Raw genomic sequence first — 14,912 nt, forward strand, 5'->3', positions numbered from 1 at the left:
CTCAGCGCTCCTGCCGGCCCGTGCGGGCAACGATGGCCATGAAAAAGGGAATGCCCACCAGCGAGGTCACGATGCCCACGGGCACCAGCACGCCCTCGATCAGCGTCTTGCTGGCCACCGAGGCCATGGACAGGATCAGTGCCCCCGCCAGCGCCGAGGCCGGCAGCAGCACGCGGTGATCGTCGCCCACCAGCATGCGCGCGATGTGCGGTGCGATCAGCCCCACGAATCCTATGGTGCCCACGAAGGAGACGGCCACGCCCGACAGCAGGCTGATACGCAGCAGCGCCCAGCCTCTCAGCGCCGTGACCGGCACGCCCAGGCTGCGCGCGCGGTCCTCGCCCAGCGTGAGCGCGGTCAGCGACCAGCTCTGGCTCCAGGACCAGGGCAGGCACAGCGCCAGCACGGCGGCCATGACGGCAATCCGGTCCCAGGAGGCGCGTGCCAGGCTGCCCAGGGTCCAGAAGACCAGCTGCTGCAAGGTGTTCTGGTCGGCCACGAACTGCAGCAGTGCCACCAGGGCGTTGAAGCTGAACACCAGGGCGATGCCGAACAGCACCAGGCTTTGCACGCCAAATCCGCGCCACATGGCCAGCCCGTACAGCAGGCCCACCGACAGCAGCGCGAAGAGGAAGGCGTTGAGAGACACCACGTACTGCGCCGGCACGCCCGGCACGCCCAGTCCCAGCACGATGGCCAGGGCCGCGCCAAAGGCGGCGGCCGCCGACACGCCCAGCGTGAACGGGCTGGCCAGCGCATTGGCCAGCACGGTCTGCATCTCCGCGCCAGCCAGCGCCAGCGCCGCACCCACCAGCACGGCCATCAGCGCATAGGGCAGGCGCACGTTCCAGACGATGACGGCCTCCACGCGCGACACGCTGCCCGGATCTCCCAGCACCTGCCACAGCCGTGCCAGCCCCATGCCCGACGGGCCGGTGGCCACGTCCAGTGCCAGGCTGGCCAGCAGCGCCAGGGCCAGCAGTGCCAGCACCAGCCCGTGGCGGGCATGGCGGCGGCGGTAGCGCTGCGCGGCACCGGCCGCCGCAGCGCCCGTCTCTGCCGCCACGGCACTGGCCTCAATGGCCGCGCTCATCGGCCGGCCCCGGAAGGCAGGTCGGTCAGCAGCACGCCGGTCATCGGAATCGGCATGAAACGCTCGTACAGCTCACGCCGCGTGCGCAGCGGGTCGATGTCGGCAAAGAGTTCGGGATGCAGCCACTTGGCCAGCGCCTCGACGGCAATCACATGCTCCGGCGAGTCGTAGAAGATGTGCCACAGGCCGTGCACGCGCCCCTTTCGGACGGCGGACAGCTCGCGCGTTTGGGCACGCTGCGCCACCGTCGCCAGGCTGGACTGTGCCTGGGCAGGCGTGGCCTGGTAGCCCAGCGTCACGCCGCCCTGGCCACTGGCGAAGACGCCCGTGGCCACATAGACGGCAGGATCGCGCGACAGCACATATTCGAGGTTCAGCGTACCGATGGGACCGGGAATGCGACCGGCGCCGATGTTGTCGCCACCGGCCAGCTCCACCATTTCCCCGAAATTGCCCTTGCCCGGCGAGCCGCAGCAGTCGCGCAGACCGGCCAGCATGTCGATGAAGATGGCGGGCCGCTGGAATCCGTCCTTCCTGCGCGCCGCCGCGACACGCTGGCGCACGCGCTCGATGCGCTGCTCGTAGAAGGCGATGAAGTCCTCGGCGCGCTGCTGGCGGCCCAGCACCTGGCCCATCAGGCGCAGGCTGGGCGCGGTATGGGTCAGCGGATGCTGGCTGAAATCCACAAAGACCACGGGCACGCCCGCCGCCTGCAGCTGGCGCACGGCCTCGCTGTCGGGCGCGGGCCCGTGACCGCCCGAGACGGCCATGAAGGCCACGTCGGGACGCACGGCCAGGGCCTGTTCCACGTTGAAACTTTCGGGCGTGGCGCCGCCGACCAGCGGCAGTTTCTCCATGGCAGGAAAGGCCTTGGAGAAAGCCGCATAGCCCTGGGTATCGAGCAGGCGGAAATCCCCCTGCCAACCCGCCACGCGCTCCACCGCCTGCCGGCCTTCCAGCAGGGCCATGGTGTAGACCATGCGCCCCTCGCCCAACAGCACGCGCTGCACGCGGTCCGGCACCTGCACGCTGCGCCCCGCCATGTCCGTCACGGTCAAGGCCTGGGCCAGCCCACTCCAAAGCGTCAGCGCCGCCACCGCAGCGCGCAACCCGCGCCGCATTCCTGTCTGTATTTGCATATGTTTTCTTCTCTCAGTCGTTGCCGGCATACCCAATGCAACCGGCGCGCCCCAAAGCCTGGGACAGCAAGCAAGGGCCTGAGCCGGCCGCAACGCCCCGCAGCAAGGCTGCCGTCTCCCTCAGGGAGACGCCGCAAAGCGGCTCAGGGGTTCAAAACCGGCCGCGCAAGCTCACCTGCACATTGCGCGGCTCGCCATAGACATTGCCGAAGTTGGCCGGCCCGAATCCGCCGCTGCCCAGGCGCGTGTAGTAGCTGCGGTCGAACAGGTTGCTGACGTTCAGCGCCGCACTCCACTGCGGGCTGATGCGGTAGCCCACGCGCAGGCTGGCCGTGGCGTAGCCGCCCTGGGTGGCTCGAACAAGGGGCTTGCCGCCCTCGCTGTAGGTGCCACTTTGGACGTTGATGCCGCCGCCCACATCCCAGGCGTTGAGCGCGCCCGGCAGCCGGTATGTGGTCCACAGCCGCAGCAGATGCCGGGGACTGAAGGTCCTGAAGGACTGGCCCTGATAGCTGGGATCGCGCTTGTATTCGCTGGTGTTGTAGGTGTAGCCGGCCATGGCTTGCCAGCCCGGGGCGATCTGTCCCGCCAGCTCGGCGTCGAAGCCCTGGCTCTGCACCTTGCCCTGCGCGGCGTAGCAGCAGCTGTCCACGATGACGGGCGACACGGCCACGGCGCGGTTGCTCTCCACGATGCGGAAGGCCGCCAGCGCCACCTGCAGCCGGCCATCGTTGAGCGAGCCCTTGATGCCGGCCTCGTAGTTGGCGCCGACCACGGGCGGCAGTCCGCCGCCATCCTCGCCCCGGTAGTTGCTCTGCACGCGGAAGATGTCGGCATAGCTGGTGTAGAGCGACCAGCGGGAGTCCAGATCGAAGACCAGGCCCGCGTAGGGCGTGAAGCGGCCGTCCTGCCGGTAGTCCGCCGTCTGCGCGCCCGTGCGCTGGTTGACGGAGTCGGTGCGCCACCAGCTCCAGCGACCGCCCAGCAGCAGGGTCAGCGGATCGGCCAGCTTCAGCCGCGCGGCGCCATAGATGCCGTACTGGCGCGTGCGCGATCGCGAGTCCGATGTCCACTGCACGGCGCCCGGATCGGCGTAGGCGGCCGGGTCGAAGTCGAACACATTGACGGGAATGCCGCCAAAGCCCGGGAGGCTGCCGCCTTGCGAGCGCGCGTCGCGGTCGTACCAGTTGGCGCCCAGCACCACCTCGTGGCGCCGGCCCCAGGCCTGCCAGGCCCCGCTGAGCATGGCGTCCAGCGACAGCTGTTCGTTGCCGTAGTCATTGGCGCCACCCATCAGGCGAGGACCCAGTCCCGTGGCGCGGTCCACCGCGCCCGAGACATAGGCGTACTTGAGCGCGCTGGACTCGCGGTCGGAGACCGCCGCCAGCTTGAACTGCCAGTCTGCATTGATGGAATGGCTGAGGTCGGCGAAGACCTGGGTGGCCTCGAAGTCCCAGTGCGTCCAGGGCGTGCTCAGGAAGGTGCTGCGTGCCAGCCCCAGGTCGCCGCCGTCGGCGTAGCGCGGCACGCCCATCATGGGCGGCACCCAGTCGCGCGTCTGGTGGCCGGCGCCCAAGGAGACGGTGGTGGCCGATCCCAGGTCGGCCTCGACGATGCCGTACAGCGAATCGCGCCGGCTGCTGGCATAGCGCACATGGGAATCGCGCTGGTCGTGCGCGGCCGCCAGGCGGGCACGCACCGACCCATCGGCGTTCAGTGGGGTGCTGTAGTCGATCTCGGCACGGGCCGCATTCCAGGAGCCCAGGCCCAGCGAGCCCGTGAAGCGCCGGTCGCCCGTGGGGCGCTTGCGCACCAGATTGATCACGCCGCCGGGCTGGCCCGCGCCATTGAACAGGCCCGCAGCGCCGCGCAGCGTCTCCACATGGTCGAACATCACCATGTCAGGCTGGCTCCAGGAAGCGCCGCCTGTCTGCACGGGAAGGCCGTCGTACTGGAAGTACTCGATGGGATAGCCGCGCGCATAGAAGGCCGGAATGACGCCCGTGCCCGACAGGTCCACAGTCACGCCGGGGGTCTGCGCCATGATCTCGTCCAGCGTGTGCAGGTTCTGGTCCTCGATCTGCTGGCGCGTGATGACGGAGACCGAATGCGGCGTCTCCCTGAGCGTGGCAGGCAGCTTGGTTCCCACCGAGACGCCCGGGGCCGCGTAGCCACCCGTCAGCTCGGTGGGCCGGTCCTTGACCGCCTGGCCCGTGACCTGCACCTCCGGCAGCCTTTCCTCGGCCGCCCGGGCCAGGGCGCACTGGCCCAGGACGCAAACGGCCAGTGCGATCGATGTGATGGAAAAACGGGGCGGGCCGGCATCCCGGTCCGCAGAATCTGGCAGCGACATTCAACCCTCTCGAAGCAAATGAAAATCAATTGCATTCGACTGTAGGCAAGAGGAAGGCTCGCCGCTTTCGCTGGCCGGAGTTTGGCTTTCGCCCGCCGGAGACGGCTCAGCGCAGCAACTCGCTGGGCACGATGCCGAAGCGCTTGCGAAAGGCCGTCGAGAAATGCGCAATGCTGTAGCCCACCTCCAGCGCCACCTGCGTGACCGAGCAGCCGCCGGAAGTCAGCAGGCCGTAGGCCTGCTCCAGCCTGTGCTGCTGCAGGTGCTCGAACACGCTCATGCCGAACAGCTGGCGAAAGCCGGCCGTGAGCTTGCGCTCGTTGATGCCGGCCTCGCGCGCCAGCTCGGCCAGCGACAGGGGACTGCGAGCGTGCGCCGTGGCCACCTCGCGCGCATGCCAAAGCCGCTCCACATCGGCGCGTGACAGCTCGGCGCCAGCCCCCTGCGCGCCCGCCGCCGGCAGGCACTGCTGCAGCACGGCAGCCGACAGTTCCAGGCTCTTGGCATTGAGGAACAGATCACGCATGGGCCCCTGATAGGGACAGACCAGAATCTGTGTGGCCAGCGCACGCGCCGTGGCCGACAGCCCCTGGCGCAATACCAGCAGATCGTTGTCGTTGAAGCAGTGGTGGCCGCTGCGCGCTATGAGATCGAGCCCGAAGCCCTGGCGCTCCGCCGCCTCGGCGTCAAAGCCTATGCGCACATAGCGCTGCAGGCTGTGGGATTCATAGCGGTCCAGTCCCTCATGCAGGCCCGTGGCCAGCACCAGGTAGACCCCGGCATCGGACACCTCCATCAGACGGCCGTTGACCCCGGCCTGCACCTTGCTGTTGAGGGCCACGATGATCTGCAGGCCCTGGAACACCGGCGCGCGGACCTCCACAGGCTCCTGCGTCATGCGGCAGCCGGCCGCCAGGCACAGCTGGTTGTCGAATCTGGAATTCCACTGGAACACGTTGCAAATCTATGAATGAGAATTATTCTCAAATCATACGGCCAATGATCCCGCCATTGCAGGCGCTCGCCCCTTGGCCCCGGACCGGGATGGACCATCGCCATCCCATTCGCAACTTGCACTTGCCAATGCATCAAGCAAATCAGGACTAGTTGCAAGCAAGGCCTCTTTCTATATTCGCGCCTCGACGGCGCCCGGCTTCCATGGGCCGCAGCTGCGCACGACACTACTGCGGGGACCCCACCCCTGCCTGACTGACCCACAACAAGGAGAGACTGCGATGACCGATCTCACCATCAACGGCAAGACCGTTTCCATGGACCTGGACCCCGAGACGCCCATTCTGTGGGCTCTGCGCGACACGCTGGAGATGACCGGCACCAAGTTCGGCTGCGGTGCGGCGCTGTGCGGCGCCTGCACGGTGCACATGAATGGCCAGGCCATACGTTCCTGCGTGACGCCGATCTCGGCGGCCGCGGGCCAGAAGATCACCACCATCGAGGCCATGACCTCGGGCTCCGACCGCGTGGGCACCGCCGTGCGCGATGCCTGGGTGCGCCACGACGTGGCCCAGTGCGGCTACTGCCAGAGCGGGCAGATCATGAGCGCCACGGCCTTCCTCAAGTCGCTGCCCAAGGGCAAGAAGCCCAGCGGCGAGGAGATAGACGCGGCCATGGCCGGCAACATCTGCCGCTGTGGAACCTATGCACGCATCCGCACGGCCGTGGCCGATGCCGCGCGCACCCTGGGCTGAACGGAGAACGCCGCATGCTGACCACCTTCAACCCCGCCGAACTGCCGCGCGCCCTGCAGCACATCCTGGACCGTGACGAGGCCGCTGCTGCCATCGCCGACGCGCCCACCCTTGCACAGATCCCCCGCCGCAGCTTCCTCAAGATCGCCGGTGCCGGTTCGCTGGCCCTGGGCGTGTTTCCCGCCATGGCGCAGGCGCCGGGCAAGGGCGAGGCCGCCGGCCTCAAGCCCACCGAGCAGCCCGCCTCCTTCGTGGAGATCTCGCCCAGCGGCGAAGTCACCGTGGCCATCAACCGCCTGGAATTCGGCCAGGGCGTGCACACCGCCCTGCCCCTGGTGCTGGCCGAGGAGCTGGACGCAGACTGGAGCAAGGTCCGCGCCCGCCTGGGCGGCAACGATGCGGCCTATGCCGATCCGCGCTACGGCATCCAGATGACGGGCGGCTCCACCGCCCTCAAGCACAGCTACACCCAGTACCGCGAGCTGGGCGCCCGTGCGCGCGCCATGCTGGTGGCCGCCGCCGCCGCGCAGTGGAAGGTGGACGCCGCCACGCTGCGCACGCGCGAGGGCTTCGTGCTCGGCCCCAATGGCAAGAAGCTGTCGTATGGCGAGCTGGCCCAGGCCGCCATGGCCCAGCCCGTGCCGGCCACCGTCGTGCTGAAGAATCCCAAGGACTTCCGGCTGATCGGCAAGCCCACGGGCCGCATCGACGCCCGGGCCAAGAGCAGCGGCCAGCAGAGCTTCGGCATCGACATGCACCTGCCGGGCCAGCTGACGGCGGTGATTGCACATCCGCCCGTGTTCAAGGCGCAGCTGGCCTCGCTGGACGACGCTGCGGCGCGTGCCGTGCCCGGCGTCAAGGCCGTGCTGCGCGTGCCCGTGGACGGTGGCGGCGAAGGCGTGGCCGTGATCGCCACCGGCTACTGGCCAGCGCGCAAGGGCCGCGAGGCGCTCAAGGCGCAATGGAACACCGACGCCGTGGAGAAGGTGGACAGCGAACGCCAGCTGGCCCAGTACCGCGAACTGGCCGCGCAGCCCGGCGCGCGCCACTTCGACGCCGATATCTCGGCGCTGGACAAGGCGCCGCGCCATATCGAGGCCGAGTTCAGCTTCCCCTACCTGGCCCATGCGCCCATGGAGCCGCTCAACTGCACGGTGCAGATGGGCGAGACCGGCGAGGCGGGAGCCGACCTCTACCTGGGCACGCAGTTCGCGGGCGTGGACGGCATGGCCGCCGCGCGCGTGCTGGGCCTCAAGCCCGAGCAGGTGCGCGTGCACGTGCAGATGGCCGGCGGCGGCTTTGGCCGCCGGGGCGTGGGTACCAGCGACTATGTGGTCGAGGCCTGCCAGGTGGCGCTGGCCGCGCGCCGCGCCGGCCTGAACGCCCCCGTGCGCATGGTCTGGAGCCGCGAGGACGACATCAAGGGCGGCTACTACCGCCCCATGCACCTGCACCGCGCGAAGATCGGCTTCGACGAACGCGGCAAGGTGCTGGCCTGGGACCACGCCATCGTGGGCCAGTCCATCACGGCGGGCACCATGTTCGAGGGCGGCATGATCAAGAACGGCATCGACGCCACGGCCGTGGAGGGCATGCGCGAGCCCTATCCGCTGCCCATGCGCCTGACCGTGCACCACCCCAAGCTCAACGTGCCCGTACTGTGGTGGCGCAGCGTGGGATCGACCCACACGGCCTTCGTCATGGAAACGCTGATCGACGAGATCGCGCGCAGCAGCCGCCAGGACCCCGTGGCCTACCGCATGCAGATGTTCGGCGACAAGCACCCGCGCCATCGCCTGGCCCTGCAGCTGGCCGTGGACAAGAGCGGCTACGGCAAGCGCCAGCTGCGCGCGGGCCGCGCCTGGGGCGTGGCCGTGCACGAGTCCTTCGACACGGTGGTGGCCTATGTGGTGGAGGCCTCGGTCAAGGACGGCCGCCCCGTGCTGCACAAGGCCACGGCCGGCGTGCACTGCAACCTGGCCGTGAACCCGCGCACCATCGAGGCGCAGGTGCAGGGCGCGGCGCTGATGGGCCTGTCCATGTGCCTGCCCGGCGCGGCGATCACGCTCAAGGACGGTGTGGTGGAGCAGAGCAACTTCGGCGACTTCGCCGTGCCGCGCATCACCGACATGCCCGAGATCGCCGTCCACGTCGTGCCCAGCGCCGAGCCGCCCACGGGCATGGGCGAGCCCGGCCTGCCGCCGCTGGCCCCGGCCTTCGCCAACGCCGTGGCGCAGCTCACGGGCAAGCCCGTGCGCAAGCTGCCGTTCGATCTGGCGTGATCGCGCTGGAGTGATCGAGCTGGCCTGAACGACCGGACCTGATCCCGATCAGCCGCCGGAAAGGGCGGCGGCACCTGCGGCCGCCGCCCTTTCCAGTTCTTCCATGGTCAGCAGATAGTCCGGGCAGTCCTGCAGCCGCTGCACGGCCAGGTCGATGAAGGCACGCACGCGCCGGGGCAGCGCGTCGCGGCTGCCGTAGTAGACATGCAGGCCGATGTGCTCGCTGACATGCGCCAGCAGCACGGGCACCAGGCGCCCCGCGCGGATGTGCGCGGCCGCGCAGATGTTGGACAGCTGGCCCAGCACCTGGCCGGCCAGCACGGCATGCAGCTCCAGCTCGGCATCGTTGGTGGACAGGGCCGGCTGCAGGTAGCGGTGCGTGAGCTCGCCATCGACCGGCAGGTACCAGGGCATCACCGTGTCCGTGGCCGCATGGCGGAACATGCTGCAGCGGTGCACGGCCAGCTCGTCCAGCGACCGGGGCACGCCATGGCGCTGCAGGTACTGCGGCGCCGCGCAGACGATGAGCTGCACGGGAAACAGCCGCCGCCCGATCACGCTTTCATCGGGCGAGGCGCCGATGCGAAACCCCGCATCGACCCGGTCCAGCACCCAGTTGCCTATGCCGTCGTCCAGCCGCACATCGGGGACGATGCCCGGGTGCAGGCGGCAGAACTCATCGAGCAGCGGCATCAGCACGGGCGCAAAGCAGGACTTGGGGCCCACGATGCGCAACGGCCCCGCAATGCCCTCGCGGCTGTCGCGTGCCAGGTTCAGTGCGCGGTCCAGCGCGGCCAGCGCCGGCTGGGTGTCCTGCAGGAAACGCTGGCCCTCCTCGGTCAGGGCCAGGCTGCGCGTGGTCCGGTGCAGCAGGCGCACGCCCAGGTGCTGCTCCAGATGGGCCACCGCCTGGCTGGCGGCCTGGGGGCTCACGCCCTGGGACAGCGCCGCCTGGCGCAGGCTGCCCAGCTCGACCGCCTTGGCAAAGGTGGCGATGGCGCGCAGTTCATTGATGGGCATGGTGCGGAAATCCGGTATTCGTGGGCTGACAGTGCCGCAGTATCCCGCCTTTGCGCATGCCCTGCCCGCGGCTTGCGGGGCAAGCTAGCGCCCCTGGCGCGCCAGCCACACGCCGGCTGCCGTCAAGGCCATGCCCGCCAGCGCCAGGCCGCCCAGCGTCTCGCCGAACATGGCCCAGGCGATCAGGGCCGTGGCCGGTGGCGTCAGGTAGAACAGGCTGGCCACGTGCACGGCGCCGCCGCGGCGTATCAGCAGGTTGAGCAGGCTGACCGCGCCCACGGACAGCACCAGCACCAGCCAGCCCAGCGCAAACAGGAACTCGCCGCTCCAGCGCACCTGCATGGTTTCGGTGGCCAGGGCCAGCGCCCCCGTCGCCACCAGGCAGGGCAGGTACTGGATGACCGAGCCCGTGCGCAGATCAAACGAGGGGCAGAACCGCTTCTGGTACAGCGTGCCGGCCGTGATGCCGGCCAGCGCCACCACGGCCGGCACCAGCATGGCCAGCAGGGCATGGACCGGCACCGAGGCGATCTTGCCCGCCACCACCAGGGCCACGCCCGTGAAGCCCAGCGCCAGCCCGGCCCACTGCCGGGGCCGCACGGACTCGCCCAGCAAGGTGCCGGCCACCAGGGCCGTGATCAGCGGCTGCAGCCCCACCACCAGGGCCGTCACGCCCGAAGGCAGGCCGTGGGCGATGGCCGTGAACACGCCGGCCAGGTACACGCCATGCACGAACAGCCCTGACACGCCAATGTGCAGCCACTGCCGTACCGACCGTGGCCAGGGCGCGCGCAGCACCAGGGCCACCGCCGCCATCAGCACCAGGACGATGGCATAGCGCAGCGTCAGAAAGGTCAGCGGCTCCACATAGGGCAGGCCGAACTTGGCGCCGATGAAGCCCGTGCTCCACAGCAGCACGAACAGCCAGGGAAGCAAGGCGGCCGCCATGGCGGGCGGCGAGGTTTTTTGGGTCATGGAGCGGATGCGGAAAAGGGCGGCGGCAGGGGTTGGGGCGGCGCCAGTGTGTCATGCCCCGTGCGCCAGGGGCTGCGCGTGGCAAACCACCGCACCAGGCAGTCGCGCAGCGCCGTCATGGCCGCGCTGCTGAACGCCGCCGAGGGCAGAACGAAGTAGATGCCCGAAGCGCCATCCAGGCGCCATTGCGGCAGCACCCGCACCAGCCGGCCTGCGGCCATGTGCTCGCTCATCAGCCAGTCGCCGCCGGCCAGAATGCCCACGCCCATGACGGCGGCCGTGAGCAGGGCCTCGCTGTCATTGCTGACCATGGGGCCGCGCACCAGCACGGTGTGCCGGGCCTGGCCTTGCGGCACATCGCCCGATGCGCCACCGTGCACAAGCTCCCATTGCGGAAACGACTGCAGCCCCGTGAAGCCCAGGCAGCGGTGCGCTGCCAGGTCCTCGGGGTGCACCGGCGTGCCGTGGGCCTGCAGATAGGCGGGCGCGGCGCCCAGGATGCGCTGGTGCCCGCCCAGCCGCAGCGCCACCAGCCGGCTGTCCGCCAGCCGGCCTATGCGCACCGCCGCGTCGAAGCGCTCGCCCACGATGTCCACGAAGCGGTCCGCATACTCCACCTCCAGCACGATCTGCGGATGGGCCAGCGCAAACTCGGCCAGCAGCGGGCTGAGCCAGCGCCGTCCCATGGCGGCCGGCAGCGACAGCCGCAGCCGGCCCCGCGCCTGCGAGGCGCCCTGGGCCGCCTCCTTCTGGGCATCGGCGATCAGGCCGGCCGCCTGGCGCACCTTGTCCACCAGGCGCAGGCCCTCGTCGGTCAGGTGCAGATGGCGTGTGCTGCGCTCCACCAGCCGCACGCCCAGCCGGGTCTCCAGCGCGTTCAGGCGTTTGGACAGCACGGACGGATGGCGCAGCAAGGCCCGCCCCGCCGCAGCGAAGGAGCCTTGTTCATGCAGCGCCACCAGGGCCGCCAGTTCATCGGCGTGCTGGCTGTCCAGAAGGTTCATGGGGTCAGGATGATCGCACCTTGGGAGCGTCCCTGCTCCAGATCGCCATGCGCCTGCGCCACCTCCGCCAGCGCATACCGGCGCCAGACGCCGGGCACGATGATGCCGGCCGCCACGGCGGCCAGCACGTCCCGTGCGCGCTCCTGGTACTCGGCCGCCGTGGCCGTGTGCGCGGCCAGCGAGGGGCGCGTGAGGAACAGCGAGCCCTTGGCATTGAGCGTGGCCACCGAAATGGGATCGGGCAGGCCGGAGGTCGTGCCGAAGGACACCAGCAGGCCGCGCGGGCGCAGGCAGTCCAGCGAGGCGCCCAGCGTCGTGCGGCCGATGGGGTCGTAGACCACATCGGCCTTCAGGCCCCCGGTGGCCTGCAGCACCTGGCCCGGCAGCGTGGCCGCATCGAACACGAAGACCTCGTCGCAGCCGGCCGCCCGCGCGCGCTCCACGCTGGCCGCCTTGGACACCACGCCGATCACCAGGGCGCCCAGGTGCCTGGCCCAGGCGCACATCAACTGGCCCAGCGCACCGGCGGCGCCATAGATCACGATTCGGCTGCCGGGGCCCACGGCATGGGTGGTCTTGAGCAGGTACTGCGCCGTGATGCCCTTGAACAGCACGGCCGCCGCCGCGTCGTCAGGCAGCGCATCGGGTAGCTTCACCAGGCGCTCGGCCGGATACAGGCGGGCGCTGGCATAGGCGCCCAGCGGCCCCGTGGCGTAGCCCACGCGCTCGCCCACGGCCACATTCGTCACGCCCTCGCCCACGGCGGCCACCCGCCCCGCGCCCTCCAGCCCTAGGCCCGAGGGAAAGGCGATGGCGACAGCGCCCTTTCGCTGGCTCACGTCCAGCGGATTCACGCCGATGGCGGTCTGCTCCAGCCAGACCTGGCCGGGGCCGGGCGCCTGCACCTCGACCGGCTCCAGGCGCATGGCGTCGGGGGTGCCTGCGGCGTCCATGCGGACCTTGATCAATGGATTCATCTCGCTGCTCCGTGAAATGAGTGCAGCGTAGAAGAAGCGATTGACGGCAGCAATAGGCCGGCGTGCAGTTCACTGCTGCATGGGGTGCAGCAATGACCACGAGCCAGCGCGCAGGCTGCCCACGCCCCCGTCAGAAGTCGTGCCGGATGCCCAGCTCGAAGGCCGTGGAGGCGCGCCCGCCAAAGTAATTGGCCGCGGCCGGATTGCCACTGACTGCCGCACCCCCGGCAATGGCGAAGGCCGCCCCATTGCGGTTGGACATGCGGGCCGCATGCGCGTACAGCGCCGTGCGCCGCGACAGCGAGTGCACATAGCCCAGCGCCCACAGGTCGGCATCGCTGGCGCTTTGCGCCGCCGTCGCGCCCTTCTGGTCGGCCTTGACGTAGCTGAGCTTGACCACGCCGCTGCCCACGGGAACGCTCATGCCCACCAGGGTGTTGACCGTGCGGTCCACGCCATGGACCCAGCGGCGCTGGGCCAGGCTGGCCTTGAGCCAGCCGAAGTCGTAGGAGACACCGTAGCTCTGGTCCTTGAAATGGATGCCGCTCAGGGTGTTGCGCGTGGTGAACTGCGCGCCCGCCACGTTCCAGCCCGCGCCCGCCCACCCCAGCCGAAAGCCGTTGCCGCGCGTCTGGCCTGCCGCCGTGGCGCCCTTCTCGCCCAAGGTGGCGATCAGGCTGCCGGACACGCCCTGCAGCCCGCCCAGGCCGGCCGGCAGGAAATACTCCACCGCATTGCTCACGCGCAGCGTGGGATTGGCAGCCTGCGACTCCGGCGCCGTGCCGAAGGCCTGGCCCAGCGCGCGGGAAGCCGTGAACGAGCGAAAGCCATTGGCGCTGCCGATGCCCAGCGTGGCAAACGGATCGAAGCCGCTCCACACCAGGTGCGTGGGCACCCAGTCCCGCCCCAGCCGCAGCTCGCCCCATTGCCGCGAGGCCAGGCTGACCGTGGAGCGCCGGTCCCAGAACGGGCCGCTGGTGCCCATGGCGCCGGTGTCGGCCAGCAGGCTGCCGTCCAGGTAGAAGCCCGCGCTCAGGCCATCGCCCAGGTCCTCCTGCCCCCGCAATACCAGCTTGCTGGTGGAGTTGGCGCCGCTGGCCTGCGAGGTGACCGTTCCCAGGCCCTGGTTGCGCACCTGCCTGACGCTCACATCGACGGTGCCCGAGATCGATACCGAGGACTGCGCGCCCGCATGCGCGGCGGCCAGCCCCAGCGAGGCGGCCAGGGCCTGGCGTATGAAAACCTGCATGTTGTCTCCTTGTGGTTTTTTGCTTTGCTCTTTGCTCTTTGTTTTTCTCGGGCGTGTGCCGGGGTCTGCCCGGCTACTCGGGCTTGAAGCCCGCGCCCTTGAGCAGCGCGGCGCTCTGCGCCACATCAGCGGCGATGAAGCGCTTGAACTGCTCGGTGCTCTCCGAAACCGTGTCGATGCCCAGGCTCGCGAAGGCGCCGGACCTGGCCAGCTCGGCCACCGCCGCGTTGGAGGCCTGGTTCAGCCGCTGCACCCGGTCGGCCGGCGTGTCCTTGGGCGCCCACAGTCCGTACCAGGAGGTGTAGGCGAACCGCGGCAGGCCGCTTTCCTGCATGGTGGGCACCTCGGGCGCCAGCGGGCTGCGCTTGCCGGAGGTGATGGCAATCGGCCGCACCTTGCCGGCCTTGGCCAGGGGCAGCACGGAGACCATGGAGTCGAGCAGCAGGTCCACATGGCCGCCGCCCACATCCACCAGCGCGGGCTGCGTGCCCTTGTAGGGCACGTACTCGAGGCGCATGCGGCCCTGCTGGGCCAGCAGCAGCGTGGCCAGGTGGCTGGGTGCGCCCACGGCGGGAATGGCCGCCGTCCACGTGCTCTTGGCGCCTGCGGCCAGCACCTCGCCCAGCTTGCTGTGGGGCAGCTGCGGCGAGATCACCAGCATCAGCGGCGCCTCGCCCACGCGCGCCACGGGGACAAAGTCGGTCTGCGGGTCATAGGGCGGATGGGCCAGCACCTGCTTGGCCAGCACATGCGTGGCGGCCGAGAACAGCAGGGTGTAGCCATCCGGGGCAGCCGCCAGCACCGCACGGCCCCCCACCACGCCGCTGCCGCCCACGCGGTTCTCGACGATGACCGTCGTGCCCAGCTGCTTGCGCAACTGCTCGGCGAACAGGCGCGCGGCGCTGTCCACGCCGCCGCCCGCCACGAACGGGACGATGACCTTGACCATCTTGCCCGGCTCAGGGAAGGCGGCGGGCGCACTGGACGAGGCCATGCTGGCGATGGGCAAGGCAGCCAGCGCACCCAGTAAGGCGCCCAGCACCGGCCCCTTCAGCCGTGTCAGAGTTTTCATGCTTTGTCTCCTGTTTCTTTTGAAAATGGGCCGGCCGTT

12 protein-coding genes are annotated in these 14,912 nt (G+C 69.8%); 2 read left to right on the forward strand and 10 right to left on the reverse strand.

Going from position 1 to position 14,912, the window contains the following annotated elements; genetic code table 11:
* Nucleotide 1: 1 nt before the first annotated feature.
* From DA1_RS09710 to DA1_RS09725, 4 genes are all read right to left on the reverse strand, one after another.
* Complete coding sequence (locus tag DA1_RS09710) at nucleotides 2-1,093, reverse strand: FecCD family ABC transporter permease (RefSeq protein WP_062794115.1); 1,092 nt, start codon at nucleotides 1,091-1,093, stop codon at nucleotides 2-4.
* Complete coding sequence (locus DA1_RS09715) at nucleotides 1,090-2,232, reverse strand: ABC transporter substrate-binding protein (protein WP_051940989.1); 1,143 nt, start codon at nucleotides 2,230-2,232, stop codon at nucleotides 1,090-1,092. Before DA1_RS09715 ends, DA1_RS09710 begins: the two co-directional genes overlap by 4 nt.
* A gap of 151 nt (nucleotides 2,233-2,383) precedes the next feature.
* A complete protein-coding gene (locus DA1_RS09720; RefSeq protein ID WP_034397045.1) occupies nucleotides 2,384-4,585 on the reverse strand; it encodes a TonB-dependent siderophore receptor in 2,202 nt (733 codons plus the stop codon).
* Between the two features lie 106 nt (nucleotides 4,586-4,691).
* The gene (locus DA1_RS09725) at nucleotides 4,692-5,540 is read right to left on the reverse strand and encodes a helix-turn-helix transcriptional regulator (protein WP_051940991.1); all 849 of its coding nucleotides are present in this window, start codon (nucleotides 5,538-5,540) and stop codon (nucleotides 4,692-4,694) included.
* 280 nt (nucleotides 5,541-5,820) lie between these two features.
* On the opposite strand from DA1_RS09725, the gene DA1_RS09730 reads away from it, so the two are divergent.
* Complete coding sequence (locus DA1_RS09730) at nucleotides 5,821-6,294, forward strand: (2Fe-2S)-binding protein (RefSeq protein ID WP_012207419.1); 474 nt, start codon at nucleotides 5,821-5,823, stop codon at nucleotides 6,292-6,294.
* Nucleotides 6,295-6,308: 14 nt separating this feature from the next.
* Entirely contained in the window at nucleotides 6,309-8,576 is a 2,268-nt protein-coding gene (locus DA1_RS09735) for a xanthine dehydrogenase family protein molybdopterin-binding subunit (RefSeq protein WP_034397046.1), read from the forward strand.
* A 48-nt stretch (nucleotides 8,577-8,624) separates the two neighbouring features.
* Here the strand turns inward: DA1_RS09735 and DA1_RS09740 are convergent, their stop codons facing one another.
* The 6 genes from DA1_RS09740 to DA1_RS09765 form a co-directional block, all read right to left on the reverse strand.
* A complete protein-coding gene (locus tag DA1_RS09740) occupies nucleotides 8,625-9,596 on the reverse strand; it encodes a LysR family transcriptional regulator (RefSeq protein WP_034397047.1) in 972 nt (323 codons plus the stop codon).
* Nucleotides 9,597-9,680: 84 nt separating this feature from the next.
* Nucleotides 9,681-10,571, reverse strand: a complete 891-nt coding sequence (locus tag DA1_RS09745) for a DMT family transporter (protein ID WP_034397048.1) — start codon at nucleotides 10,569-10,571, stop codon at nucleotides 9,681-9,683.
* Nucleotides 10,568-11,575 carry a LysR family transcriptional regulator gene (locus DA1_RS09750; protein WP_034397049.1) on the reverse strand — a complete coding sequence of 336 codons (1,008 nt, stop codon included), beginning with the start codon at nucleotides 11,573-11,575 and terminating at the stop codon, nucleotides 10,568-10,570. The genes DA1_RS09745 and DA1_RS09750 overlap by 4 nt, the downstream gene beginning before the upstream one ends.
* Complete coding sequence (locus tag DA1_RS09755) at nucleotides 11,572-12,552, reverse strand: quinone oxidoreductase family protein (protein ID WP_034397050.1); 981 nt, start codon at nucleotides 12,550-12,552, stop codon at nucleotides 11,572-11,574. Before DA1_RS09755 ends, DA1_RS09750 begins: the two co-directional genes overlap by 4 nt.
* A 130-nt stretch (nucleotides 12,553-12,682) precedes the next feature.
* Entirely contained in the window at nucleotides 12,683-13,801 is a 1,119-nt protein-coding gene (locus tag DA1_RS09760; protein ID WP_034397051.1) for a porin, read from the reverse strand.
* A 73-nt stretch (nucleotides 13,802-13,874) separates the two neighbouring features.
* The gene (locus tag DA1_RS09765) at nucleotides 13,875-14,873 is read right to left on the reverse strand and encodes a tripartite tricarboxylate transporter substrate binding protein (RefSeq protein WP_012207426.1); all 999 of its coding nucleotides are present in this window, start codon (nucleotides 14,871-14,873) and stop codon (nucleotides 13,875-13,877) included.
* Nucleotides 14,874-14,912: the final 39 nt, after the last annotated feature.

The organism is Delftia acidovorans NBRC 14950 (genome assembly GCF_001598795.1).
Lineage (GTDB): Bacteria > Pseudomonadota > Gammaproteobacteria > Burkholderiales > Burkholderiaceae_C > Comamonas > Comamonas acidovorans.

Excerpts from the sequence above, each read along its gene's own strand:
- DA1_RS09710 (WP_062794115.1), bottom strand. The coding sequence starts at position 1,093 with ATGAGCGCGGCCATTGAGGCCAGTGCCGTGGCGGCAGAGACGGGCGCT.
- DA1_RS09715 (WP_051940989.1), bottom strand. The coding sequence starts at position 2,232 with ATGCAAATACAGACAGGAATGCGGCGCGGGTTGCGCGCTGCGGTGGCG.
- DA1_RS09720 (WP_034397045.1), bottom strand. The coding sequence starts at position 4,585 with ATGTCGCTGCCAGATTCTGCGGACCGGGATGCCGGCCCGCCCCGTTTT.
- DA1_RS09735 (WP_034397046.1), top strand. The coding sequence starts at position 6,309 with ATGCTGACCACCTTCAACCCCGCCGAACTGCCGCGCGCCCTGCAGCAC.
- DA1_RS09750 (WP_034397049.1), bottom strand. The coding sequence starts at position 11,575 with ATGAACCTTCTGGACAGCCAGCACGCCGATGAACTGGCGGCCCTGGTG.
- DA1_RS09730 (WP_012207419.1), top strand. The coding sequence starts at position 5,821 with ATGACCGATCTCACCATCAACGGCAAGACCGTTTCCATGGACCTGGAC.
- DA1_RS09755 (WP_034397050.1), bottom strand. The coding sequence starts at position 12,552 with ATGAATCCATTGATCAAGGTCCGCATGGACGCCGCAGGCACCCCCGAC.
- DA1_RS09760 (WP_034397051.1), bottom strand. The coding sequence starts at position 13,801 with ATGCAGGTTTTCATACGCCAGGCCCTGGCCGCCTCGCTGGGGCTGGCC.
- DA1_RS09740 (WP_034397047.1), bottom strand. The coding sequence starts at position 9,596 with ATGCCCATCAATGAACTGCGCGCCATCGCCACCTTTGCCAAGGCGGTC.
- DA1_RS09745 (WP_034397048.1), bottom strand. The coding sequence starts at position 10,571 with ATGACCCAAAAAACCTCGCCGCCCGCCATGGCGGCCGCCTTGCTTCCC.
- DA1_RS09765 (WP_012207426.1), bottom strand. The coding sequence starts at position 14,873 with ATGAAAACTCTGACACGGCTGAAGGGGCCGGTGCTGGGCGCCTTACTG.